Origin of the sequence: Achromobacter pulmonis (assembly GCF_021733725.1) — a bacterium.
Classification (GTDB): Bacteria; Pseudomonadota; Gammaproteobacteria; order Burkholderiales; family Burkholderiaceae_B; genus Achromobacter; species Achromobacter pulmonis.
The window spans coordinates 2,559,543-2,577,988 of the sequence record NZ_JAIFOT010000001.1 but is presented as its reverse complement, the minus strand read 5'-3'; the positions used below and the strand labels follow the sequence as shown (position 1 = coordinate 2,577,988).

Sequence of the window (18,446 nt, the reverse complement as noted above, 5' to 3'; positions counted from 1 at the left end):
CCGGCTGCCCGCCCCACTTGGCGCAGGCCCGGCGCTTGTCCCTGCCCTGGAGCCACCATGAACGCCCCTGCCGAGTTGCCCGACCTGTCCCATCTGTGGATGCCTTTCACCGCCAACAAGCAATTCAAGGCGCACCCGCGCATGCTGGCGTCGGCCAAGGGCATGTATTACACCTCGGCCGACGGCCGCCAGGTGCTGGACGGCACGGCCGGGCTGTGGTGCGTCAACGCCGGCCACGGCCGCCAGGAGATCGTCGAGGCGATCTCGCGCCAGGCCGGCATCATGGACTACGCGCCCGGCTTCCAGCTCGGCCACCCGCTGGCATTCGAAGCGGCCACCGCCGTCGCCAGCTTCATGCCGCAGGGCCTGGACCGCGTGTTCTTCACCAACTCGGGGTCGGAATCGGTCGACACCGCCCTGAAGATCGCCCTGGCCTATCACCGCGCCCGCGGCGACGGCCAGCGCACCCGCCTGATCGGCCGCGAGCGCGGCTACCACGGCGTGGGGTTCGGCGGCATCTCGGTGGGCGGCATCTCGACCAACCGCAAGACCTTCTCCGGCGCGCTGCTGCCCGCCGTGGACCACCTGCCCCATACGCACAACCTGGAACAGAACGCCTATTCCAAGGGTCAGCCGGCCTGGGGCGCGCATCTGGCCGACGAACTCGAACGCATCATCGCGCTGCACGACGCCTCGACCATCGCCGCGGTCATCGTCGAGCCCATGGCCGGCTCCACCGGCGTGCTGATCCCGCCCAAGGGCTACCTGGAAAAGCTGCGCGAGATCACTTCCAAGCACGGCATCCTGCTGATCTTCGACGAAGTCATCACCGCCTACGGCCGCCTGGGCGCGGCCACCGCGTCGGAATTCTTCGGCGTCACGCCGGACCTGATCGCCATGGCCAAGGGCGTCAGCAACGCCGCCGTGCCGGCGGGCGCCGTGGCGGTGCGCCGCGAAGTGCATGACGCCATCGTCAATGGCCCGGCCGGCGGCATCGAGTTCTTCCACGGCTACACCTATTCGGCCCACCCGCTGGCGGCCGCCGCCATCCTGGCCACGCTCGACATCTACCGCCGCGAAGACCTGTTCGCCCGCGCCCGCAAGCTGTCCGGCGCCTTCGAACAGGCCGCCCACAGCCTGAAGGGCGCGCCGCATGTGATCGACGTGCGCAACCTGGGCCTGGTGGCCGGCGTCGAGTTGGCGCCGCGCGCCGGCGCGCCGGGCGCGCGCGCCGCCGAAGTGTTCCAGAAATGCTTCGACAGCGGCCTGATGGTGCGCTACACCGGCGACATCATCGCCGTCTCGCCCCCGCTGATCATCGAAGAAGCGCAGATCGGCCAGATCTTCGAGCAGATCGGCAAGGTGCTCAAGGAAGTCGCGTAACCTCCGGCGCGGCGCCAGACGCCGCGCATCGCACACAACGGCGGGCGGCCCCGGGTCGCCCTCCGGCATTTTCAAAGAACCGGGCTTTACCCATGAAGAAGAACCTCTCCCACTACATCAACGGCCAGCCCTACGACGGCCGCAGCAGCCGCTACGCCGACGGCTTCAATCCGGCCACCGGCGAGATCATCTCCTCGGTGCCGCTGGCCTCGCCCGATGAAGTCGCGCTGGCGGTGGCGGCGGCCAAGGCCGCCTTTCCCGCCTGGTCGGAAACCCCGGCGCTCAAGCGCGCCCGCGTGCTGTTCAACTTCAAGGCGCTGCTGGACCAGCATCAGGACGAACTGGCCGAGCTGATCACCCGCGAGCACGGCAAGGTGTTCTCGGACGCCAAGGGCGAAGTGATGCGCGGCATCGAGATCGTCGAATTCGCCTGCGGCATTCCGCAACTGCTCAAGGGCCAGTATTCCGACCAGATCGGCGGCGGCATCGACAACTGGAGCATGCGCCAGGCGCTGGGCGTGGTGGCCGGCATCACGCCGTTCAACTTCCCGATGATGGTGCCGTGCTGGATGTTCCCGGTGGCCATCGCCTGCGGCAATACCTTCGTGCTCAAGCCGTCCGAACGCGATCCCTCGGCCTCGCTGCGCCTGGCCGAGCTGCTGACCGAGGCCGGCCTGCCGCCGGGCGTGTTCAACGTCGTGCACGGCGACAAGCAGGCCGTGGACGCGCTGATCGCACACCCCGACGTCGAGGCCCTGTCCTTCGTCGGCTCGACTCCGATCGCCGAATACATCTATGCCGAAGGCACCCGTCGCGGCAAGCGCGTGCAGGCCCTGGGCGGCGCCAAGAACCACCTGGTGGTGATGCCCGACGCCGACCTCGACCAGGTCACCGACGCGCTGATGGGCGCGGCCTATGGCTCGGCCGGCGAGCGCTGCATGGCGATCTCGGTGGCCGTGGCGGTGGGCGACGTGGCCGACAAGGTGATCGAACGCCTGACGCCGCGCGTCAAGGCCCTGGTGGTCAAGGATGGCATGCAGGGCGATGCCGAGATGGGCCCGCTGGTCACCGCGCAGCACCGCAACAAGGTCATCGGCTATATCGAGGATGGCATCGCCGCCGGCGCCGAACTGGTGGTCGACGGCCGCGGCCTGCAGGTGCCGGGCGCCGAGAAGGGCTTCTTCCTGGGCGGCACGTTGTTCGACCAGGTCAAGCCCACGATGAACATCTACCGCGAAGAGATCTTCGGACCGGTGCTGTGCGTGGTGCGCGTGCCCGACTTCGCCGCCGCGGTCGAACTGATCAACGCGCACGAGTTCGGCAACGGCGTGGCCTGCTTCACCTCCGATGGCGGCGTGGCGCGCGCCTTCGCCCGCCAGATCAAGGTCGGCATGGTCGGCATCAACGTGCCGATCCCGGTGCCGATGGCCTGGCACTCGTTCGGCGGCTGGAAGCGCTCGCTGTTCGGCGACCACCACGCCTACGGCGAGGAAGGCATCCGCTTCTACTCACGCTACAAGAGCGTGATGCAGCGCTGGCCGGACAGCATCGCAAAGGGTGCGGAATTCACCATGCCGGTGGCCAAGTAATCATGTAGACGCTCTCACCGCCCCGAGCCGCAAAGCGGCCGGGGTTTTGCCGAAAGACACACAATAAGGGGAATCCTGATGCGCATCGGGATCGGCGGCTTTCAGCATGAAACGAATACCTTCGCGCCCTCGCGCGCGGCCTGGGAAGACTTCGCCGACAAGGGCGGCGGCTGGCCGAAGCTGGTCAGCGGCCCGGCGCTGTTCCCGGCCGTGGCCGGCGCCAACATTCCGGTGGCCGGCTTCATCGAGGCCATGCAACAGCACACGCTGCTGCCGTCCACCTGGGCCGCGGCCAGCCCGTCCGGCCCGGTCACCGAGGATGCGTTCGAACGCATCAGCGCGCTGATCCTGCACGGCCTGCAAGCGGCCATGCCGCTGGACGGCGTCTATCTCGACCTGCACGGCGCCATGGTCACCGAGCACCTGGACGACGGCGAAGGCGAACTGCTCAAACGCGTACGCGACCTGGTCGGCCCCGACGTGCCGGTAGTGGCCAGCCTCGACCTGCACGCCAACATGACGCCGGCGATGGTGCGCCATGCCGACGCGCTGGTCTGCTATCGCACCTATCCGCACATCGACATGGCCGAAACCGGCCAGCGCGCCGCCGCGCTGCTGGCGCGGCGCCTGGCCGGCGCGCCGCGTCCCTGCGTGGCGCTGCGGCAGCTGCCCTTCCTGATCCCGTTGTGCTGGCAATCGACCGACATCGAACCGGCGCGCTCGCTCTACCAGATGGTGGGCGACATCGAGGCGCGCGGCGCCCACAGCGTGTCGCTGGCCACCGGTTTCCCGGCGGCGGATTTTCCCGATTGCCTGCCCGCGGTCTGGGCCTACGGCGCGACCCAGGCCGACGCCGACGCGGCCGCCGACACGCTGGCGCGCGCCGTGCTCGATGCCGAGCGTGATTTCGGTGGCACGCTCTACACACCGGATGATGCGATCACCACCGCCCTGCGCCTGGCGCGCGAGGCCAATGCGCCCGTGATCATCGCCGACGCGCAGGACAACCCTGGCGCCGGCGGCAGTTCCGACACCACCGGCCTGCTGCGCGCGCTGATCCGCCACCAGGTGCGCGACGCCGCCATCGGCCTGATCGTCGATCCGGAAGCGGCGCTGGCCGCGCACCGCGCCGGCGTGGGTAAATCGGTCCGCATTGCATTGGGTGGACACTCGGGTATTCCCGACGACGAACCGCTAGACGCAGAGTTCATCGTGGAGAAAACTTCGGATGGGCGCTTCGACACGCACGGCGCGTTCTACCGCGGCTTCCACATGGACCTGGGCCCCAGCGCCTGTCTGCGCATCGGCGGCGTGCGCATCGTGGTGGCCTCCAACAAGGTGCAGATGGCCGACCAGGAGATGTTCCGTTTCGCCGGCATCGAGCCGCGCCGCGCGGCCATCCTGGCGGTGAAAAGCTCGGCGCATTTCCGTGCCGACTTCACACCGATCGCCCACACGATCCTGGTTTGCGCCGCGCCGGGCTCGATGCTGATGGATGCGGCAAAACAACCATGGACACGCTTGCCTCCCGGCATCAGAATGGCGCCTTGCGGCCCGGTCTTCGCCGGTGCCGCAGCCGACTGACCCTCGCACGCCGCTCCTTGGCGCGGCGTGTCAACGACGTAGCGGCAGACACGCCGCTCACTCCGCATAAAAGGGGAATTTCATGCTCAAGTTCGTCCGCGCGGCCGCATTCGCCGGCGCCACCCTGCTGATGGCGCATGGCGCCTACGCCGAAACCGTCATCAAGGCGGTGATGCATTCGCCGCTGCGCCTGACCGATCCGCACGCCACCACCGCGTACATCACGACGTGGCACGGCTACATGATCTACGACACCTTGCTGGCCACTGACGCCGACAACAAGATCCAGCCGCAGATGCTGGAAAAATGGGATGTCTCGGCCGACGGCAAGACCTACACCATGACCCTGCGCCCGGGCCAGAAATGGCACGACGGCAAGCCGGTCACGGCCGAGGACTGCGTCGCGTCGATCAAGCGCTGGGCGGCGGGCGACGGCATGGGCCGCACCCTGCTGAAATTCACCGACAAGATCGAAGTCATCGACGACAAGAGCTTCCGCATCGTCATGAAAGAACCCACGGACCTGGCGCTGCGCGCCCTGTCCAAGCCCACCGGCACCGCGCCGTTCATGATGCCCAAGCGCATCGCCGAACAGCCTGTCGGCAAGCCGATCACCGACATGACCGGCTCGGGCCCGTTCAAGGTTGCCGAATTCAAGCCGGGCGTGAAGACCGTCTACGTCAAAAACACCGACTACGTGCCACGCAAGGAACCGGCCAGTGGCCTGGCCGGCGGCAAGGTGGTCAACGTGGACAAGGTCGAATGGGACGTGATGCCCGACGCCCTGACCACCGCCAACGCCCTGCTCGGCGGTGAAATCGACTTCGTCGAGCAGTTCCCCTACGACCTGCTGCCGATGGTCGAGGGCAACAAGGACCTGAAGGAAGAATCGCTCAGTCCGGTCGGTTACTTCACGATGTACCGCTTCAACTTCAAGTACCCGCCCTTCAACAACAAGAAGATCCGCCAAGCCGCGATGTACGCCATCGGCCAGGAAGACGTGATGAAGGCGCTGGTGGGCAATCCCAAGTACTGGAAGACCTGCGCCTCGCTGTGGGGTTGCGGCACGCCGCTGGAGTCGGACATCGGCAAGGACATCGTGGTGCCCTCGAACATCGAGAAGGCCAAGGCCCTGCTCAAGGAAGCCGGCTACGACAACACCCCGATCCTGATGATGCATGCCACCGACGTCGGCACGCTGTCGGCCCAGCCGGTGGTGATGGCCCAGGCGCTGCGCAAGGCCGGCTTCAACGTCAACCTGGCGGCGATGGACTGGCAGAGCGTGGCCACCCGCCGCGCCTCCAAGGCGGCGCCGGCCGAAGGCGGCTGGAACATCCACAACACCAACTGGTACGCCACCGACGTGATGGACCCGGTGCGCTCGGCCCCGGCCGCGGCCAACGGCGACAACGCCTGGTTCGGCTGGCCCGACTTCCCGCAAGTCGAGGAACTGCGCACCAAGTTCGCGCTGACCTCCGACCCGGCCGAGCAGAAGAAGATCGCCGATGAATTGCAGCGCATCGGCATCGATGAAGGCCTGTACGTGCCGCTGGGCCAGATGTCCGTGCCCACCGTCTACTCGACCAAGCTCTCGGGCCTGGTGCACGCGCCGGTGTTCGCGTTCTGGAATGTGAAAAAAGCCCCTTGACGGGCAAGTAGTTCAGGGGGAAATGCATGCTGGCATTCGTCTCACGCCGGCTCCTCGCGACCATCCCCGTTCTGGTGATGGTCGCGGTGGTGGTCTTTGCGATATTGCGTCTGAGCCCGGGTGATCCGGCCATCATCATGGCGGGCGACGGCGCCACGCCCGAACGGATCGAGCAGATCCGCCAGACGATGGGCCTGGACCAGCCGGTGGTCAAGCAGTTCTTCATATGGGGCGGCAAGCTGCTGCAGGGCGACCTGGGCACTTCGCTGATGTCCGGCGTGCCGGTCACCCAGCTCATCGGCCAGCGCCTCGAACCGTCGCTGAGCCTGGCGCTGCTGACGCTGGTTTTCACGCTGATCGTGGCGATTCCGCTGGGCGTGCTGGCGGCCTGGCGCCAGGGCCGGCTGCTCGATCGCGCCGTCATGGGCTTTTCCGTGCTGGGCTTCTCGGTGCCGGTGTTCGTCACCGGCTACCTGCTGATCTGGGCCTTCGCCATCAAGCTGGGCTGGTTCAACGTGCAGGGCTACACGCCGCTGGCCAACGGCTTCTGGCTGTTCCTGCACCGGCTGATCCTGCCGTCGCTGGCGCTGTCCACGGTCTACATCGCGCTGATCGCCCGCATCACGCGCACCAGCGTCATCGAGGTGATGGGCGAAGACTTCATCCGCACCGCGCGCTCCAAGGGGCTTACCGAGACCGGCGTGCTGCTCGGCCATGCGTTGCGCAATGCCGCCGTGCCCATCGCCACGGTGGTGGGCCTGGGCATCGCGCTGCTGATCAGCGGCGTGGTGGTGACCGAGTCGGTGTTCAACATCCCCGGCGTGGGCCGGCTGGTGGTGGAAGCCGTGCTGGCGCGCGACTATCCCGTCATCCAGGGCCTGACGCTGTTCTTCGCCTTCGTCTACGTCTTCATCAATCTGGTTGTCGATTGCGCCTACACGGTGTTCGACCCCCGTATCCGATACTGAGGCCACGCCATGCAAACGCCAACCGACGCCGCCGCGCAAGCGGCCGCCGACCTTCCCGGCGGCGGCACGCCCCACGTCACCGCCTGGCGCCAGATCCGCCACGGCCTCAAGAGCTGGCCGGTCATGCTGGCCCTGGTGGTGCTGGTCGCCATCATCGGCATGGCCCTGTTCGCGCCGTACCTGGGCACGGTCGACCCGACTCTGCTCAATCCCGGCGCGCGCCTGAAGCAGCCGTTCACCGAGTACCTGTTCGGCACCGACGCCTTCGGCCGCGACGTCTGGTCGCGCGTGGCCTATGGCGCCCAGACGTCGCTGATCGCGGGCCTGGGCGCGGCGGTCGTCAGCGTCACCATCGGGCTGGTGGTCGGCGTCATCGCCGGCTGGTTCCGCTCGCTCGACGGCCTCATCATGCGCACCATGGACGCCATCATGGCGATCCCCGGCATCCTGCTGGCGATCGCGCTGGTCTCCGTCACCGGCGCCAGCCTGACGACGGTGCTGGTGGCCATCACCATTCCCGAGGTGCCGCGGGTGGTGCGTCTGGTGCGCGGCCAGATCCTGAGCGTGCGCGGCGAACCCTACGTCGAGGCCGCCCTGGCCCTCGGCACGCCACTGCCGCTGCTGCTGTGGCGCCACATGGTGCCCAGCACCATCGCGCCGCTGACCGTGCAGGGCACCTATGTGTTCGCCTCGGCCATGCTGACCGAGGCCATCCTGAGTTTCCTGGGCGCGGGCATCCCGCCCGAGATCGCCTCGTGGGGCAACATCATGTCCGAAGGCCGCATGTACTTCCGCATGCTGCCCGGCCTGATCCTGTTCCCGGGCCTGTTCCTGTCGCTGACCGTGCTCAGCGTGAACATCCTGGGCGACGCGCTGCGCGACGCCCTCGACCCGAAAATGGTGCGCAGGATCTGATGCCGATGACTTATTCTCCCACTCCCCCCGCGGGCGATGCCTCGTCCGCCGTGCTGGCCATCCGCAACCTGTCGGTGGAGGTTGGCGGCGCCGGCAACCGCGTGGTGCGCAACCTGAGCCTGGATGTGAACGCCGGCGAAACCGTGTGCGTGGTCGGCGAGTCCGGCTCGGGCAAGTCGGTCACCTCGCTGGCCGTCATGGGCCTGTTGCCGCCGGGCGTGCTGCGCATCAGCGCGGGGTCGATCCGCGTCGAAGGCGAGGAGGTGGCCAATGCCACGCCGCGCCGCCTGCGCGAATTGCGCGCCACCCGCATGGCAATGGTGTTCCAGGAACCCATGACCGCGCTCAATCCCGTGCACACCGTCGGCAAGCAGGTCGACGAAGTGCTGCGGCTGCATCGCCGCATGTCGGCCGCCGAACGCCGCGCCAAGGTGCTGGAGATGTTCCGCTCGGTGCACCTGCCCGATGTCGAACGTATCTACGACGCCTATCCGCACCAGCTCTCGGGCGGCCAGCGCCAGCGCATCGTGATCGCCATGGCGCTGATCCTGGAACCCAAGCTGCTGATCGCCGACGAGCCGACCACGGCGCTGGACGTCACCACGCAAAAGCAGATCCTGCTGCTGATCAAGGAACTGCAGCTCAAGCACCAGACCGCCGTGCTGTTCATCACGCACGATTTCGGCGTGGTGGCCGAGATCGCCGACCGCATCGTGGTGATGAACCGCGGCGACCTGATCGAAAGCGGCACGCGCAACGAGATCCTGGCCGAGCCCAAGCAGTCGTACACGCGGCGCCTGGTGTCATCGGTGCCCAGCCTGGTGCCGTCGCACCGCGAGGCGCCCGCCGGCCAGCCGGTGCTGCACGTCAAGGGCCTGGGCCGCACCTACGGCGGCAAGGGTTCGCTGTTCTCGCGCCGCGCGCCGCAGAACGTGATCGCCGCGGCCGACGTCAACCTGACGCTGCGCAAGGGCGAGATCCTGGGCATCGTCGGCGAATCCGGTTCGGGCAAGTCGACCGTGGCGCGCTGCATCGTGCGCCTGATCGAACCCACCGCCGGGCACATGATGATGGGCGGCGAGGACCTCAGCACCCTGTCCGGCGCGGCCCTGCGTCCGGTGCGCCGCCGCATCCAGATCGTGTTCCAGGACCCGTACCGCTCGCTCAACCCGCGCCGCACCGTGGGCGAGTCCATCATCGAAGGCCTGCTCAATTTCGGCGTGCCGCGCGACCAGGCGGAGCGCCGCGCCGGCGAGACACTGTCCGTGGTCGGCCTGAGTCCCGACGCCATGCGGCGCTACCCGCACCAGTTCTCGGGCGGCCAGCGCCAGCGTATCTGCATCGCCCGCGCGCTGGTGATGGACCCGGAGATCCTGGTGGCCGACGAAGCCGTGTCGGCGCTGGACGTGTCGGTGCAGGCGCAGGTGCTGGAATTGCTCGAACAGGTGCGCGAGCGCACCGGGGTGGGCGTGCTGTTCATCACGCATGACCTGCGCGTGGCCGCGCAGATCTGCGACACCATCATGGTCATGCAGCGCGGCAAGGTCGTCGAGACCGGCGCCGCGCAGGCCGTGCTGACCGACCCCCGCCACGAATACACCCGCGCCCTGATCGACGCGGCGCCCGGGCGCGACTGGGACTTCCGCAATTTCCGGCCCGTGGCGGCCGGACTGGCAGCCCCCGCCGCCTGAGAGCGCCCACGTAACACCCAGGCATCCCCCGCAATTGGAATCCGCCATGTCGCAACCGCATGAACTCTCGGCCCAGGAACTGCTGGCCGCCTATCGCAACAAGACCCTGTCGCCGGTCGAGGCGACGCGCTCGGTGCTCGATCACATCGCGCGCTGGGAGCCGCACATCCACGCCACCTATGCGCTCGATCCCGACCAGGCGCTGGCCTCGGCCCGCGCCTCCGAGGCGCGCTGGATGAAAGGCGAGCCGCTGGCCTGCGGCGGTTACTCGCTGGACGGCGTGCCCGCCACCATCAAGGAAAACATCGCCACGCGCGGCGTGCCGGTGCCGCTGGGCACCGCCGCCACCGACCTGACGCCGGCCACGGCCGACGCCCCGCCGGCGGCGCGCATGCGCGAGGCCGGCGCCGTGGTGCTGGGCAAGACCACCATGCCCGACTACGGCATGCTGTCGTCCGGCCTGTCGAGCTTCCATGCGCTGACGCGCAACCCCTGGGACCTGTCCAAGAACCCCGGCGGCTCCAGCGCCGGCGCCGGCGCGGCCGCGGCGGCGGGCTACGGCCCGCTGCACATCGGCACCGATATCGGCGGCTCGGTGCGCCTGCCGGCCGCCTGGTGCGGCATCGCCACGCTCAAGCCCAGCCTGGGCCGCATCCCGATCGACCCGCCCTTCATGGGCCGCTGCGCCGGCCCCATGACGCGCGACGTCGCCGACGCCGCGCTCATGATGGGCGTGCTGTCGCAGCCCGACGCGCGCGACCACATGAGCCTGCCGTTCCAGGACTTCGACTGGCTCAACCTGAACATCGACGTGCGCGGCCTGCGCATCGGCCTGCAGCTGGACGCCGGCTGCGGCCTGCCGCTGGACCCGGAGATCCGCGGCGCCGTTGAAGCGGCGGCGCGCCTCTTCGAGGCGGCTGGCGCCATCGTCACGCCGCTGCCCCCCTGGATGACGCCGGGGATGCTGGAAGGGGTCGACCGCTTCTGGCGCACCCGCTCGGCGCTCGACCTGGGCGCCCTGCCGGAAGAACGCCGCGCCCGGATCCTGCCGTTCATCCGCGCCTGGGCCGAAAGCGGCGGTGGCCAGTCGGGCGAGGACGTGTTCCGCAGCTACTACGAAACCCTCAACGTGCGCGCCAGGACAGTCGCCGCCACCGCACCCTACGACTACGTGCTGTCGCCCGTGGCGCCGGTAGTGGCCTACAACGCCGAGTGGCCAGCGCCCACCAACGACGTCGCCACCACCATGCACCACATCGGCTACACGCTGCCCTACAACATGAGCGAGCAGCCGGCCGCCTCGGTCAATTGCGGCTACACCCGGGCCGGCCTGCCGATCGGCCTGCAGATCGCCGGCGCCCGCTTCGACGACCTCGGCGTGCTGCGCCTGGCCCGCGCCTGGGAGCGCATGCGCCCGGCGCAGCATCCCTGGCCGCAGCCGCCCCAGGCCGCCTGATCCTTTCCCCTTTGGCAACCCACAGGAATTTCCATGCGTTGGCTTCTGGCAATGATCAAACACGAGACGAATACCTTTTCGCCCGTGCCGACCCCGCTCGCGCGCTTTTTCCGCGGCAACCCTGAAATCCTGGCGGGCGAGCGCGCCATCCGGGCCTACGAGAACACCGACAGCGGCCTGGGCGGTTATATCGACGTGGCGCGCCGCGTCGGCGCCGAGATCGTGGTGCCGGTGGCGGCCGAATCCTGGCCCAGCGGCCCGGCCAGCGCCGAAACCCACGAACGGCTGTGCCAATTGGTGCTGGACGAGGTCCGCAAGGGCGGCTACGACGCCATCCTGCTGGACCTGCACGGCGCCATGGTGGCCGAGGGCGTGGAAGACGCCGAGGGCGACCTGCTGCGCCGCCTGCGCGCGATCGACGCCACGACCCCGGTGGCGGTGACGCTGGACATGCACGCCAACATCTACGCCGACATCGTCGACAACGCCACCGTCATCAGCGGCTTCCATACCTACCCGCACGTGGACATCCGCGAGGCCGGCGTGCGCGCGGCCAACGTCATCGTGCGCACGCTCAAGGGCGAGATCAAGCCGGTAATGACCTGGGCCAGCAAGCCCATGCTGCCGCACGTCATGTGCCAGGGCACCCATGCCGACCCCAACAAGTCGCTGCAGGAGCGCTGCCGCCAGTTGGAAGCCGAGGGCGTGCTGGCGGCCTCGGTGTTCGTCGGCTTTCCGCATGCCGACATCCGCGAGGCCGGCCTGAGCGCCGTGGTCTGTACCGACGCCAACCTGGCGCAGGCCGAACAATACCGAGACGAGCTGCTGGACCGCGCCTGGACCGACCGCGCCAAGTGGGTATTCCACGCCGAACCGCTGGCGCCCACCATCGCCCGCGCCAAGGCCATCGAACAAGGGCCGGTGGTGCTGCTGGATCACTACGACAACACCGGCTCCGGCGGCACCATGGACACCACGGCGGTACTGGCCGAAGTGCTGCGCCAGGAACTGGACAACGTGGTGTTCTACGCCATCTGCGACCCGCAGGCGGCGCGCGAGGCCGCCACGGCCGGCGTCGGCAGCACCATCACCCTGCCGCTGGGCGGCAAGGTCGACATGCCGGCCATCAACCGGCCCGGCGAGCCGCTGACCGTGACCGGCCGGGTCAAGCTGGTGTTCGACGGCGTCTACCTGAACCGCGGCCCCATGTACCGCGGCGTGCGCAACGATACCGGCCTGACCGTGGTGATCGACACCGGCCGGGTCGAGATCGTGGTGGTATCGCGGCACCAGGAGCCGTTCGATATCAATTGCCTGCTGTCGGCCGGCATCGATCCGCTGCAAAAGCGCTACGTGGTGCTCAAGAGCCGCATCCATTGGCGCGCCGGCTTCTCGGCCATGGCCACCGAGATCATTGAATGCACCGGCGTCGGCGTCACCACCTCCGACTACGGCCAGCTCGACTTCAAGCACGTGCGGCGGCCGATCTACCCGCTCGATCCGCTTTAAGGGCGGTTTGTCGACAATCTGGCCGGCGCCCGAGGGCGCCGGCTTTCATTTTGAAATCTTCAGTAACCGCACGCACCGCAAGACACCATTCCGCCTCGGTATACTCGCCGCGGGTCCTGACAGGCCGATGAACGCGTCCGGGCCGCCCACGCCAAGCAATGGCGTCGCGCCGCTCGGGCAAGACTCGACAATCAACGACAAAGCAAAACGATGAAGAAGAGCGTAGCAATCACCCTCGCGGTGGTCATAGTGGGAGCGGGAAGCTGGGTGGGCGCCACGTGGTACACCGGCAAACGTATCGAGGAAAGCACCCAGCGTCGCCTGGCCGAAGCCAATGAGAAGCTGGCCCGGATCACGCCCCTGTTCGGCCTGCGCATCGACCAGCTCCAGTATGAGCGCGGCCTGTTCTCGACCCAGGCGCGCTATGGCCTGTCGTTCGTCAAGAACGACAAATCCCCCAACGACATGCCCGCCGGCATGATCGAATTCGATACCCGCATCGAACACGGCCCGTTCCCCAAGAGCGCCCTGGCGCGCGGCGCCATCGCCCCCAAGCTGGCCTTCGTCCATGCCGAGCTGGCCAAGACCGACAACGTCAAACCGGTGTTCGAACTGACCAAGGATGTCACGCCGCTGGTCTCCGACGCCATGGTCAGCTTTGGCGGCCACTCCGCCTCGACCACGCGCATCGCGCCGGTGAAGGTGGACCATGACGGCAACTCGGTCGATTTCAGCGGCATGGAAATCACCGGCACCTTCGACCGCGGCCTGCAGGCCATCACCGCCAGCGCCAAAACCGACACGCTGGCCGTGGACGGCACCAAGAGCCACGACCCCATCAAGATGGTGCTGTCGGGCCTGTCGATGGACGTGGACAGCCGCATGGGCAAGTTCGGCCTGTCGGTCGGCGACTCGGGCATCAAGATCCAGCGCGCCGAAGTCATCAAGCCGGACACCGACGTCAAGGTCGTGCTCGACAACTTCGGCTACACCGTCAAGCTCGCCGAAGACGACAAGAACATCAACATCCAAGCCGTCTACCAGACCGGTGACCTGACCGTCAATGACGTGGCGCTGGGCAATGGCCAGGCCGTGATCAAGCTGTCCAGCCTGGACGGCGCCGCGGTCAAGCAACTGTCGGACACCTACAACCAGCTCATCAGCCAGTACATGGCCGACACCCAGGACGAGGGCCTGAAGGACGAACAGATCCAGGTGCTGCTGGACAATGCCGGCAAGATCCTGGCCGGCAATCCGTCGTTCAGCATCGACCCGATCAGCTGGAAGACCGCCAAGGGCGAAAGCAAGCTGAACTTCAGGCTGGACCTGGCCAACCCGCCCGACGTCAAGAACCTCACGCCGCAGGAAATCGCGATCAAGGCGATCAAGCAGATCGACGCCACCCTGGTGATCTCCAAGCCCATGGTGCAGGATCTGATGGTGCAATACGCCATCAAGAAAAACGGCTTGAGCGCCGACAAGGCCGAGGCCGAAGCCGCCGACAACGTGCGCAACATGTCCGGCATGGCCGAAATGCTCAACGTCGGCAAGAACGACGGCGACAATATCGTCGGCAAATTCCACTTCGCCGACGGCATGGGCGACCTGAACGGCAAGAAGATCCCCGCCGAGGAAATGTTCTCGGGCCTGCTGGGCGCGGCCGGAATACACGACGACATGTCCGAGGAAGACCTGCCTGAAGGCATGGACGATGAGCACGAAGCGGGGCCGGCGGCCGACGCCAGCGTCATGGACGACGCCATGGCGGCGACCAGCAACGCCGATGTCGTGAACCAGTTCGATGTCGACATGGTCGTGCGCATGCTCGAAGACATGGGCTACGCCACGCGCCAGATCGAAGGCGACGAAGGTCCGGTCCTGATCCTGGACGCGGCCAACACCGGCGCCACCGACCTGCGCCTGGAATTCCTGTGCAACGACTTCTCCGAGAAGTGCTACGACCTGGTGGCCACCGCCACCTACGCCAGCAAGAAGCCGGCCACGCTCAAGGCCATCAACGCCTGGAACCAGGAATACCGCTGGACCCGCGCCTACCTGGACGACAAGAACCAGGCCGTGCTGCAGATGGACATGAACGCCGAAGGCGGCATCGGCAAGAAGAACCTGCAGATCCTGCTGAACACCTACTTCAGCATCGTCGAGGACTTCGCCAACACCGTCACGGCAGCGCCGGCCAAGAAGTAAGGCGGCCGCGCAAAAACAAATACCCCCATCTCGCGATGGGGGTATTTTTTTGCCTGGCGCGAGGCCGGCCTCAAGGGCCCGCCCCCAACGAGGACGGGCCCTCATGCGGCATCAGGCGTAGGCTTCGATCGGCAGGCAGGCGCACACCAGGTTGCGATCGCCGTAGGCGTTGTCCACGCGCGCCACCGGCGGCCAGTACTTGGCGTCGCGCAGCGATGCCACCGGGTAGGCGGCCTGCTGGCGCGGGTAGTCGTGCAGCCATTCCTCGGCCAGCAGCATCTGCGCGGTGTGCGGCGCGTTCTTCAGGACGTTGTCCTCGCGGTCACGTTCGCCGCGCTCGATCTGGGCGATTTCCTCGCGGATCGAGATCATCGCCTCGATGAAGCGGTCCAGCTCGGCCACGCCCTCGGATTCGGTCGGCTCGACCATCAGCGTGCCGGCCACCGGGAAGCTCATGGTCGGGGCATGGAAGCCGTAGTCCATCAGGCGCTTGGCGATATCCTCGGCGCTGATGCCGCTGGTTTCCTTGAGCGGACGCACATCCAGGATGCACTCGTGCGCCACGCGGCCGTTGCGGCCCGCGTACAGCACCGGGTAGTGGCCGCGCAGGCGGGTGGCGATGTAGTTGGCGTTCAGGATCGCGACTTCGGTGGCGCGGCGCAGGCCGTCGGCGCCCATCAGCGCGATGTACACGAACGGGATCGGCAGGATGCCGGCCGAGCCGAACGGCGCGGCCGAGACCGGGCCGACGCGGGCCTCGCCGGGCAGCTTGCCCTGCTCGTTGACCACGCCCGGCAGGTACGGCGCCAGGTGCGCGCGCACCGCGACCGGACCGACACCGGGGCCGCCGCCGCCGTGCGGGATGCAGAAGGTCTTGTGCAGGTTCAGGTGCGACACGTCCGAGCCGAACTTGCCCGGCTTGGCCACGCCGACCATGGCGTTCATGTTGGCGCCGTCCAGGTAGACCTGACCGCCGGCCTGGTGCACCAGGTCGCAGATTTCCGTTACCGCTTCCTCGAACACGCCGTGCGTGGACGGGTAGGTGATCATCAGCGCGGCCAGCTTGTCGCCGACCTGTTCGATCTTGGCTCGCAGGTCGGTCAGGTCGACGTTGCCGTTGGCGTCGGACGCCACCACCACCACGTCCATGCCGGCCAGTTGCGCCGACGCGGGGTTGGTGCCGTGGGCCGACGACGGGATCAGGCAGATGTTGCGCTGGTGCTGGCCGTTGGCCTGGTGGTAACCACGAATCGCCAGCAGGCCGGCGTATTCGCCCTGCGCGCCCGAGTTGGGCTGCAGGCTGATGTTGTCGTAGCCGGTGATTTCGCACAGCGCGGCCGACAGGCGCGTGATCAGTTCGTCGTAGCCCTTGCTCTGCGCGGCGGGCGCGAACGGGTGCACCAGCGCGAACTCCGGCCAGGTGATGGGAATCATCTCGGCCGTGGCGTTCAGCTTCATGGTGCACGAGCCCAGCGGGATCATGGTGCGGTCCAGCGCCAGGTCCTTGTCGGCCAGCTTGCGCAGGTAGCGCAGCATGTCGGTTTCCGACTGCACGCTGGAGAACACCGGATGCGTCAGGATGGCGCTTTCGCGCGCCACGGCGGCGGGGATGCCGCCGGCGGCCTGGGCGTCGAGCGCGTCGACGTCCAGCTCGACGTCATCGCGCTCCAGGCCGGCGGCGAACACATTCACCAGCGCCTGCAGGTCGGCGGCGGTGACGGTCTCGTCCAGCGACACGGCCAGGCGCGCGCCGTCGATGCGGCGCAGGTTGATGTGCTCGCACTCGGCGGCGGTAATGATGGCCGGGGTGGCCGGGCCGGTTTCCAGCAGCAGCGTATCGAAGAAGGTGTCGTTGGCGACCTTGACGCCGAGCTTGACGAGTTCGGCGCGCAGGATCGCGGTGTAGCGCTGCACGCGCTCGGCGATGCGGCGGATGCCGGCCGGGCCGTGCCAGACGGCGTACATGCCGGCCATCACGGCCAGCAGCACCTGTGCGGTGCAGATGTTCGAGGTGGCCTTCTCGCGGCGGATGTGCTGTTCGCGCGTCTGCAGCGCCAGGCGCATCGCCGGGTTGCCCTGGGCGTCCTTGGACACGCCCACCAGGCGGCCGGCCATGTTGCGCTTGAAGGCGTCCTTGCAGGCCATGAAGCCGGCATGCGGGCCGCCGAAACCGAACGGCACGCCGAAGCGCTGGGCCGAGCCGATGGCGATGTCCGCGCCCCACTCGCCCGGCGCGGCCAGCAGCGCCAGCGCCAGCAGGTCGGTGGCCACCGCCACCACCGCGCCTTGCGCGTGGGCGGCCTCGGCCAGCTGGCGGTAGTCGGCCACCGAGCCGGTGCTGTGCGGGTACTGCAGCAGCACGCCGAAGCATTGCGGCAGGCCGTCGGCCTCGTCGCCGACGGCGATCTCGATGCCCAGGCCCTCGGCGCGCGTGCGCACGACTTCGATGGTCTGCGGATGCACGTGGCGCGAGATGAAGAACACCGGGCTCTGCGACTTGGCGCTGCGGCGCGCCAGCGTCATGGCTTCGGCGGCGGCGGTGCTTTCATCGAGCAGCGAGGCGTTGGAGATGTCCAGCCCGGTCAGGTCGGCGACCATGGTCTGGTAGTTCAGCAGGGCCTCCAGGCGGCCCTGCGAGATCTCGGGCTGGTACGGCGTGTAGGCCGTGTACCAGGCGGGATTCTCGAGAATGTTGCGCAACACCACATTGGGCGTCTGCGTGCCGTAGTACCCCTGGCCGATGTAATTGCGGAAGACCTTGTTGCGGCCGGCGATCTGCTTCAGTTCGGCCAGCACGTCGGCTTCGCTGCGCGACGGCGGCAGCGCCAGCGGCGCCTGGCTGCGGATCTTGGGCGGCACGACTTCTTCGATCAGGGCGTCCAGGCTGGGGCTGCCGATCGCGGCGAGCATGGCGGCCTGGTCGGCGTCGGAGGGGCCGATGTGGCGGGGAATGAAGTCGGTGTGGGTGTCTAGGGCGCGCGACATGGGAGGGATCTCGGGATGGCGGTGTCGTCGGAGGGACGGACGGTGATGCATGGGCGGGCGGCGGCGCCAGCGCCGCGCCCGCCCCGACGGGCTTAGCCGTTGGCGACGGCTTCGTAGCCGGCCGCGTCCAGCAGCTTGTCGGCATCGGCGGCGTTGACCGGCTTGATCTTGAAGATCCAGGCGGTGAAGGCCGATTCGTTGATCAGGTTGGGGTTGCTTTCGAGTTCGTCGTTGAACGCGACGATTTCGCCGGCCACGGGCGCGTAGATGTCCGAAGCGGCCTTGACCGACTCGACCACGCCGGCGGTCTCGCCCGCGTTCAGCTTGGCGCCGACCTTGACGTCGCCGACGAAGACCAGGTCACCCAGCTGGTCCTGGGCGGTATCGGTGATGCCGACGACGAACACGTCGCCTTCGGCTTTGACCCATTCATGGGACTCGGTGTACTTGCGATCGGTGGGCAGACTCATGGGAGCTCCTGGGGGGATTCGGATGGAGAAAAAGTGTTGCGCG

Annotated in this window: 12 protein-coding genes; 10 read left to right on the top strand and 2 right to left on the bottom strand. The window is 67.8% G+C overall.

Features of this window, described 5'->3' with window-relative positions; translation table 11 throughout:
• Nucleotides 1-57: 57 nt before the first annotated feature.
• The 10 genes from aptA to K2W61_RS11780 all read left to right on the top strand — a co-directional run bounded on the left by aptA (nt 58) and on the right by K2W61_RS11780 (nt 14,948).
• Complete coding sequence (aptA, locus tag K2W61_RS11825; RefSeq protein WP_236755681.1) at nt 58-1,383, top strand: omega-aminotransferase AptA; 1,326 nt, start codon at nt 58-60, stop codon at nt 1,381-1,383.
• Between the two features lie 92 nt (nt 1,384-1,475).
• Nucleotides 1,476-2,972 carry a CoA-acylating methylmalonate-semialdehyde dehydrogenase gene (locus K2W61_RS11820; RefSeq protein WP_175134016.1) on the top strand — a complete coding sequence of 499 codons (1,497 nt, stop codon included), beginning with the start codon at nt 1,476-1,478 and terminating at the stop codon, nt 2,970-2,972.
• A gap of 78 nt (nt 2,973-3,050) precedes the next feature.
• Entirely contained in the window at nt 3,051-4,556 is a 1,506-nt protein-coding gene (locus K2W61_RS11815; RefSeq protein ID WP_236755679.1) for a M81 family metallopeptidase, read from the top strand.
• 82 nt (nt 4,557-4,638) lie between these two features.
• Nucleotides 4,639-6,204: an ABC transporter substrate-binding protein gene (locus tag K2W61_RS11810; RefSeq protein WP_175134014.1), complete on the top strand. Its 1,566-nt coding sequence runs from the start codon at nt 4,639-4,641 to the stop codon at nt 6,202-6,204.
• Nucleotides 6,205-6,230: 26 nt separating this feature from the next.
• Nucleotides 6,231-7,172, top strand: coding sequence for an ABC transporter permease (locus tag K2W61_RS11805; RefSeq protein ID WP_175134013.1), 942 nt, complete (start codon nt 6,231-6,233; stop codon nt 7,170-7,172).
• 9 nt (nt 7,173-7,181) lie between these two features.
• Nucleotides 7,182-8,087, top strand: a complete 906-nt coding sequence (locus tag K2W61_RS11800) for an ABC transporter permease (protein WP_175134012.1) — start codon at nt 7,182-7,184, stop codon at nt 8,085-8,087.
• A gap of 5 nt (nt 8,088-8,092) precedes the next feature.
• Entirely contained in the window at nt 8,093-9,778 is a 1,686-nt protein-coding gene (locus K2W61_RS11795) for an ABC transporter ATP-binding protein (RefSeq protein WP_175134011.1), read from the top strand.
• Nucleotides 9,779-9,824: 46 nt separating this feature from the next.
• Nucleotides 9,825-11,234: an amidase gene (locus K2W61_RS11790; RefSeq protein ID WP_236755678.1), complete on the top strand. Its 1,410-nt coding sequence runs from the start codon at nt 9,825-9,827 to the stop codon at nt 11,232-11,234.
• A gap of 33 nt (nt 11,235-11,267) precedes the next feature.
• Nucleotides 11,268-12,743 (top strand): M81 family metallopeptidase, encoded by a 1,476-nt coding sequence (locus K2W61_RS11785; protein WP_175134009.1) that lies wholly within the window; start codon nt 11,268-11,270, stop codon nt 12,741-12,743.
• Between the two features lie 210 nt (nt 12,744-12,953).
• The gene (locus K2W61_RS11780) at nt 12,954-14,948 is read left to right on the top strand and encodes a DUF945 family protein (protein WP_175140375.1); all 1,995 of its coding nucleotides are present in this window, start codon (nt 12,954-12,956) and stop codon (nt 14,946-14,948) included.
• A gap of 111 nt (nt 14,949-15,059) precedes the next feature.
• On the opposite strand, the gene gcvP is transcribed toward K2W61_RS11780, so the two are convergent.
• Both gcvP and gcvH read right to left on the bottom strand, forming a co-directional pair.
• Complete coding sequence (gene gcvP / locus K2W61_RS11775; protein WP_236755677.1) at nt 15,060-17,933, bottom strand: aminomethyl-transferring glycine dehydrogenase; 2,874 nt, start codon at nt 17,931-17,933, stop codon at nt 15,060-15,062.
• A 92-nt stretch (nt 17,934-18,025) separates the two neighbouring features.
• Entirely contained in the window at nt 18,026-18,403 is a 378-nt protein-coding gene (gene gcvH, locus K2W61_RS11770) for a glycine cleavage system protein GcvH (protein ID WP_006385867.1), read from the bottom strand.
• Between the last annotated feature and the right edge of the window lie 43 nt (nt 18,404-18,446).